We start from the raw sequence: 6629 nt of genomic DNA on the forward strand, positions 1-6629 counted from the left end.
GGCCTGTTCGAGCGCGAAGGCATCCAATGCGCGCGTCTGCAGGTTCCGCTCGACTACGAGAACCCGGACGCCGGGATCGTCACCGCCCGCGGCGGCCCGGCGAGCCACGCCGCGGTGGTGGCGAGGGCGATGGGCAAACCCGCTGTCGTGGGGATCGCCGAACTCGACGTAGGCACCGACTCGGTGAGCGCCGGTGGACGCACGATCGCCGAAGGCACCCTCATCACCATCGACGGGACCAGCGGCGCGGTGGCCGTCGGCTGCCCACCCGTCGTCACGGCCACCGCGGACGCCTGCCTGAGCCGGCTGCTCGGCTGGGCTGACGACGTGTCGGGGGACCACTCCGAACGCGACGAGGCCGAACGCCTCAGTGCCGCCCACGCCGTGCTTCGGCACTGATCCGCGACGTTGACGGCTCCGCGGGGACTTCTCGTCCGCGAGTTCGGGCCATGCCACTGGCTCAGGGCCGCGTGCCCGGCCCGAAACCCGTCCACCGCAGCTCGGCAGGAAGATGGCCCATGTCGTTGTACAGCACCAGGGTCGGCGCCAGCCCGGCCCGATGCTCGATCACCGTCAGCGCCGTGTTCCCACAGTTCAACCCCAGCCACCGCGCCGGTGGCGCGCCGAGGGCGTCCCGCACGAGCCACGCCACCGGATAGGCGTGCGTGACCAGGACTTCGTGGGTCTCGACGTCGGCGGGCATGGCGAACCTGCCGATCAGCGCCTCCGCGATGCGTGCGCCCGCGGCGGCCTCCGCGGCGTCGTACCCGTCGAAGAACCCCGCCCACGCGGGCGGGATCTCCTCCGGCACGTGCGGTACGTGGTCGACGAGCTCGGCCGCTTCCCGCACGGCGACGCCCGGCAGGTGCTCGCCCAGGATCCGCGCGGACCGCACTGCCCGCGCCAGCGGCGAATGCCAGACGGCATCGATCGGCAGGCTTGTCAGGCGCCGGCCGAGCAGCTCCACCTGCCGCTGCCCGGCCTCGGTCAACTCACCGAACGGGTCCGCCACGCCGTGCCGCACCACGTACAGGTGCCGAGTCGCCATGACATCAGGATATTGCCACCATCCAGATGTTCACAACATCTGATCTGCCTGCTCGACAGGTGTCAGTGCTGCTTGGCGTAGTCGTCCGAACCCTGCCAGTCGATCAGCACGCAAGGTTCGTCGCCGACGACCCACGCGTCGTGCCCTGGCGCGGCCTCCATGAAGTCGCCGGGTTTGATGTCCTCTTCCTGGCCGTCGTCCATGACGATCTTCATCCGCCCCGACACGCAGTAGCCCTTGTGGGCCACCTGACAGCTGTCGGTCTGAGCCAGCGGCTTGACGTGTTCTGACCAGCGCCACCCCGGCTCGAACACCGCGCGGCCCACCGGGCCGGAGTCGACGTTGAGCAGGTCCAGGTGACCCATGCCCTGTTCGAACGGACGGGTCTCTTCAGGGGTGTCGAAGCTCTTGACGAGCAAACCGGACATGGCTGCCTCCTCGGGCATCTGATGGGCGTGCCGCCATGGGACGTCCGGCACAGGTCGAGGACAGCACGCAACAGGTCCAGCGCGCGCGTGGCACAGGGCCCATCTCATAGGGCCGAAGGTAGGAACCCACAGCCGGCGAACGCCGGCTGTGGGCAGTCGAACCCGCTCGGTGACGCGAACTACGGCTTGTCCGCGACCTTGATCTTGCCCTCGATGATCTGGGCCTTGTAGCCCTCGAGGATTCCCTGCAGCTTCGCGTCGATCTTGCCGCCCGAGGTGGCGTAGCCGACGCCGTCCACCTTGAGGTCGAAGACCTTCGGCAGCGACGCGAGGTCGTTCTTCGCGGCGGCCTTGAAGAAGTCGTACACGGCGACGTCGACGCGCTTGAGGCTCGACGCGACGATGACGTCCCTGGTGTTCACGAGCGCCGGCTGGTTGTACTGGTCGGCGTCACACCCGATCGCCAGCACACCGGCCTCCTTCACCGCGGCGAAGACTCCGATGCCGGACGCGCCCGCGGCGGGGTAGACGACGTCCGCGCCCTTGTCGATCAGGCCCTTCGCGGCCTCCTGGCCCTTCGGCGGGTCCTGGAAGCCGGTGAAGTCACCGGCCGGGGTGATGTACTTCTTCTCGACCTGGACCTTCGGTGCGGCGGTCTTCGCGCCCTGGACGAAGCCGGCCTCGAACTTCTGGATCAGCGGGATGTCCACGCCGCCGACGAAGCCGACGTGGCACTTCTTGCTCTGGTACGCGGCGACGACGCCGGCCAGGAAGGAGCCCTCCTGCTCGGCGAAGACCAGCGGCGTCACGTTGGCCGCGCCGTCGACGGCCGAGTCGACCAGGCCGAACTTGACGTTCGGGAACTCCGGCGCGACGACCTTCAGTGACTCGGTGTACGCGAAGCCGACACCGACGATCGGGTTGAAGCCCTCGGACGCGAGCTGGCGCAGGCGGGTCTGCTTGGCCGCCTCGTCCTCGTTCGGAGCCGCGGAGAGCTCGCGCGTGTTCTCCTTCTTGACCCCCAGGTCCTTGATCGCCTTGTCGAACCCGGCGGCGGCGAGGTCGTTGAACGACGCGTCACCACGACCACCGATGTCGTAGGCCAGGCCGACCTTCAGCGCGCTGCCGTCGACCTTCTCGCCGTTGGCGGCGCTGGTGCTCGAAGTGGCGGGCGCACTGGGCGGCGTCGAGAACTCGCACGCGGCACCAGCGGCGTTGGTCGACCCGGTGGTGCCACCCCCGGAGTCCTTCGCGCAGGCACTCACCACCATCAGGCTGGTCAGTGCGATCGCGGCAACAGCGGTGCCACGCATACGACGGCGCACGGCTCGTCCCCCTCACTGCTCGGTTTCAGCGCGGACGGTACCTCTCGCCGTGGTCGATCCCGTTGAGCGTTCAACTGTTGGGAACCGCGTCTGCCTGACGGTCACCGCGCAGGTACCGGGTCACCATGTCCACCAGCTCGTTCTCGAGCGCCTCGACCCCGACCGTCTGCGGGAAGGCCATGAGCCGGTGGGTGTTCAGCTCGACGGTGAACACGATGAGCTCGACCGCGGTGTCCAGGTCCCGCACTCCGACGTCGGGATGCCGGGAGAAGAGGTCGCGGACCTGGGCGACGCGTTGTGCGCCGTGCCGGGTGATCGTGTCCTGCAGCTCCTGGGAGAACTGAGCCTCCTCGATCATGATCCGGAGCAGCTGGGGGTCGTCGCGATGGTTGTCGATCGCGTCGCGGACGAGGGCACGGACGGTCGGCTCCAGGGTGCCGGGGGACAGGTCGAGCTGATCGGCCGTGGTCCAGGCGCCGCGGTCGATGTGCCGCACCATCAGCTCGGCGAGAATCGCGTCCTTGTTCGGGAAGTACTGGTACAGCGAACCGATGGAGACGCGCGCCTGTTCGGCGATGCGGTTGGTGGTGCCGGCGGCGTACCCGTGCTCGGAGAAAACGTGAGCAGCCGCGGTCAGGATGCGGTCGCGGGTGAGCTCCGCCCGGACCTGCCGAGGCTTGCGACGTGGTTCGACACGGCGGTTGGCGGACGGCATGGCGGTCCTCCTCGATGCGCTCAAAAGCGAGTACCCAAGAGTTGAGCAAAAGCTCATAATAGTGCTATGAGCTGCGAAAACAACCGACTCAGCACGGCAGAAGAGATCGAGTCGGTCGTCGGGCGCCCACCAGCGATGATCATGTTGAAGGAGGTTGGCGCGCTCGATGAGGGCTGTGTGACCGCGCTTGCGCACAGCCCCATCGCGGGTTTCGGCTACCGGGACGCGGAAGGCCTGAGCAGAACGACGTTCATCGGCGGCACGCCGGGCTTTGCGCGGGTGCACTCGCCGACGAGGATCTCCTTCCTGCTCGACGAACCCGGCACCGCTGACGGACCGGCGTCGCTGCTCTTCCTCCTGCCGGGAACAGGGGAGACGTTGCGGGTCAACGGTTCTGCCTTCCTAGGCCGAGATCGCGAGGTGATCTTCGACGTCGAGCAGGTGTACGTGCACTGCGCCCAGGCCGTTCTGCGTTCCGGACTGTGGCAACCACCGTCCCCGGCCGAGCGCGCTCCCGAGGTCGGTGGCGACGGTCCGCTGAGCAAGCCCGGTGTCGCTGATTTCCTCGTCGCCGCACCGTTCCTGGTTCTGTCCACATGGGACTCCGCAGGCGGGAGCGACAGCAGTCCGCGCGGGGACCACCTGGCGGTGGCGCGGATCGTGGACGACCACACGCTCGTGATCGCGGACCGGAAGGGCAACAAACGCGCGGACACGTTGCACAACCTGCTCCAGGACGACCGGCTTTCGTTCGCCGCGCTCGTCCCTGGACGCACCGGAGTGCTGCACGTCCGAGGCAGAGCGACGATCACCGTGGACCCCGTTCTGCTGGAGCCGATGTCGTTGCGCGGGACACCACCGCATGCCGCACTGCTCATCGACGTCGAGGCCGCGGACCTGACCACGAACGACGCGGTGACGCGAGCCCGGCTGTGGAACCCGGCTACGCACGCCGAGCCGCCCGATCTGATGGCCCTGGCGAGCGAGCACCTGGCCGCGAACTCCGCGAACACCGCTGGCGGGCCACCCGCCTTCCTGCTCAAGGTCGCGGGGCTGATGCCGGCAAAGTGGCTGCGGGCGGTCATGAACCTGGCCTACCGCTCGGGCCTGCGCAAGGAGGGGTACGAGGTCGGCGGCATCTTCCGCCGCCGTGCCGGCACCGCGCAGGAGGACCCGCTGCGAGAAGTGCGTGTCGTCGGGGTGCGCAGGGAGACGCCGAGCACCGTCACGCTGGTGCTGGAGGACGCGGGCGACAGCAACGCGGTGTTCACCTTCCTGCCCGGCCAGTTCTTCACGCTGGTGACCGACATCGGCGGCCGCACACTGCGCAGGCCCTACTCGGCGTCGTCGGCGCCAGGCTCACCGCGGTTGGAGATCACGGTCAAACACGTCGAGGCCGGCCGGTTCTCCACGCACGTGCACCGTGATGTCGCTGTCGGGGACCGGCTGTTCGTGCGCGGCCCGTCAGGTTCTTTCCACGTGGACCGCAAGGCCGCGCACGACGTCGTACTGGTCGCGGCGGGCAGCGGAGTGACGCCGATGATGAGCATGATCCGCACCCTGCTCGCCGGGCGGACGGGATACCGGATCGCCCTGCTGTACAGCAACCGGAGCGCGGAGGAGACCATCTTCGCCGCCGAGCTCGCCAGGCTGGAGCGGGAACACCCCGGCCGGTTCTCCGTCGCCCACGTGGTGACGTCCCGCGACGGACGGGTCGACGTCCCCGGAGTCAGGCAGTGGGTCGCCGGGCTCGCGCCGTCCCCGAACGCGCGGTTCTACCTGTGTGGCCCGGAAACACTCATGGACACCGCGCGGCAGGCACTCGACGAGCTCGGCGTCCCGGACGGTCACGTCCACGTCGAGCGCTACGCCACCGGGCGGACCGCGGCGGCCACGTCCAGCGTGCCGCAGCGGATGCTCGTCGAGGACGGCGGGCGAGGAGTCGGCACGGCGGTCGCCGAACCGGGCCAGACACTGCTCGACGCCGGGCTCACGGCCGGTCTGCCGATGCCGTACTCCTGCACCGTGGGCAGCTGCGGGGAGTGCGTGGTGAAGCTGCTCGCCGGAAAGGTCTCCCAGCAGGAACCGAACTGCCTGAGCGCGCGGCAGAGGGCCGACGGTCAGATCCTCACGTGCACGAGCACGCCGCTGACGGAGGTCACGCTGGAGCTCGGCCGAGGTCCTTCTGGAAGATGACGAAGTCGCACGGGCAAGCGAGGTGCGGCACCAACGCCGGGTAGGCCTCATCGAGGCTGCCCGTGCGCACGACGCGGTAGCCGATGCGGGTGTACCAGCCCCTCAGGAACTCCTTGACCGGATGAGTCCAGGTCCGCGGCACGAGAAGCTCCAGCTGCATGCTCTTGAGGCCGCGCTCGCTCGCCCAGTGCTCGGCGAAGGACACGAGGTCCCTGCCGACGCCGGTGCCACGCTCTTCCGGAGCGGCGACCAGCATCCCGAACTCGCCCACGCCGTCGTCCAGTTGCTGGATGCGCACGGCACCCACGACGCGCTTGTCCGACCGGGCCACCGCGATCTGCCCGGCGTGGATGAGATCGACCACCTCGGCTTCGGTGGTCCGGGTGGCGCCCTCGGCCCAGATCCCCGCCTCGGCCTCGGCGTACACCCGGTTCACCAGATCAGCGATCTCCGCCGCGAGTCCGGCCTCGTCAGCGGGAACGAAGGTCACCACGGGGACGGCTGGGTGGTCTCCGCGAGCTTGTTCGCGTGCTGGAGCACGCCCAGCTCGCGCAGCATCCGGTCGCGCTGTGCGGGGTCGTGGGCAACATGCGAGGTGTGCAGCGCCTTTCGCAGACGCGATGTCCTGAAAGGCGTCCACCGGCTCGCCAGTGCCAGTTTGGCCGCTCGCAACGCCGCTCGGTCGCGGGTGCGCGCCAGGGCGTCCCGGTGGTCGTTGCCCAGGCCCAGCAACGACAGCAGGCGCTCCCGCAGCTCACGCCCCACCCGTGCCCACGTGGTCGTGCGCTGACGCGACGCGCGGATCTCGATGCCGAGCGCGAGGTGCAGCATCACCAGTCCCAGCACCGGTCCGAGCAGGACGCGGGCGGTACCCGCGACCGGGCCGGACAGGCTGAGGGCGGCGAACGCGGCGAACG

7 protein-coding genes and 1 pseudogene are annotated in these 6629 nt (G+C 69.2%); 2 read left to right on the forward strand and 6 right to left on the reverse strand.

Annotation, left to right across the window (positions count from 1 at the left end):
* Window positions 1-399: PEP-utilizing enzyme (locus FXN61_RS46115; RefSeq protein WP_246293105.1), on the forward strand; the 399-nt coding region annotated here is incomplete at its 5' end.
* Window positions 400-460: 61 nt separating this feature from the next.
* Here FXN61_RS46115 and FXN61_RS46120 read toward each other — a convergent pair.
* The 4 genes from FXN61_RS46120 to FXN61_RS46135 all read right to left on the reverse strand — a co-directional run bounded on the left by FXN61_RS46120 (window position 461) and on the right by FXN61_RS46135 (window position 3516).
* Window positions 461-1048, reverse strand: coding sequence for a histidine phosphatase family protein (locus FXN61_RS46120; RefSeq protein WP_167980136.1), 588 nt, complete (start codon window positions 1046-1048; stop codon window positions 461-463).
* 62 nt (window positions 1049-1110) lie between these two features.
* Window positions 1111-1476 (reverse strand): cupin domain-containing protein, encoded by a 366-nt coding sequence (locus tag FXN61_RS46125; RefSeq protein ID WP_167980137.1) that lies wholly within the window; start codon window positions 1474-1476, stop codon window positions 1111-1113.
* 179 nt (window positions 1477-1655) lie between these two features.
* On the reverse strand, window positions 1656-2789 hold the full coding sequence (locus tag FXN61_RS46130) for a BMP family lipoprotein (protein ID WP_167980141.1): 1134 nt from the start codon (window positions 2787-2789) through the stop codon (window positions 1656-1658).
* Window positions 2790-2871: 82 nt separating this feature from the next.
* Window positions 2872-3516 (reverse strand): TetR/AcrR family transcriptional regulator, encoded by a 645-nt coding sequence (locus FXN61_RS46135; protein WP_167980138.1) that lies wholly within the window; start codon window positions 3514-3516, stop codon window positions 2872-2874.
* 177 nt (window positions 3517-3693) lie between these two features.
* Between FXN61_RS46135 and FXN61_RS46140 the strand changes: the two genes are divergently transcribed.
* A complete protein-coding gene (locus tag FXN61_RS46140; protein ID WP_312878526.1) occupies window positions 3694-5712 on the forward strand; it encodes a 2Fe-2S iron-sulfur cluster-binding protein in 2019 nt (672 codons plus the stop codon).
* On the opposite strand, the gene FXN61_RS46145 is transcribed toward FXN61_RS46140, so the two are convergent.
* Together FXN61_RS46145 and FXN61_RS46150 are read right to left on the reverse strand one after the other, a co-directional pair.
* Window positions 5675-6202: a GNAT family N-acetyltransferase gene (locus tag FXN61_RS46145; protein WP_312878527.1), complete on the reverse strand. Its 528-nt coding sequence runs from the start codon at window positions 6200-6202 to the stop codon at window positions 5675-5677. The genes FXN61_RS46140 and FXN61_RS46145 overlap by 38 nt on opposite strands.
* Window positions 6199-6629, reverse strand: a pseudogene (locus FXN61_RS46150) (hypothetical protein); the annotation flags it as partial. The pseudogene FXN61_RS46150 and the gene FXN61_RS46145, both read right to left, overlap by 4 nt.

Origin of the sequence: Lentzea indica (genome assembly GCF_012184385.1) — a bacterium.
GTDB classification, from domain to species: Bacteria; Actinomycetota; Actinomycetes; order Mycobacteriales; family Pseudonocardiaceae; genus Lentzea; species Lentzea indica.

What these genes read in the sequence shown, in the direction of transcription:
- FXN61_RS46120 (WP_167980136.1), bottom strand. Translation starts at nt 1,048, where the DNA reads ATGGCGACTCGGCACCTGTACGTGGTGCGGCACGGCGTGGCGGACCCG.
- FXN61_RS46125 (WP_167980137.1), bottom strand. Translation starts at nt 1,476, where the DNA reads ATGTCCGGTTTGCTCGTCAAGAGCTTCGACACCCCTGAAGAGACCCGT.
- FXN61_RS46130 (WP_167980141.1), bottom strand. Translation starts at nt 2,789, where the DNA reads ATGCGTGGCACCGCTGTTGCCGCGATCGCACTGACCAGCCTGATGGTG.
- FXN61_RS46135 (WP_167980138.1), bottom strand. Translation starts at nt 3,516, where the DNA reads ATGCCGTCCGCCAACCGCCGTGTCGAACCACGTCGCAAGCCTCGGCAG.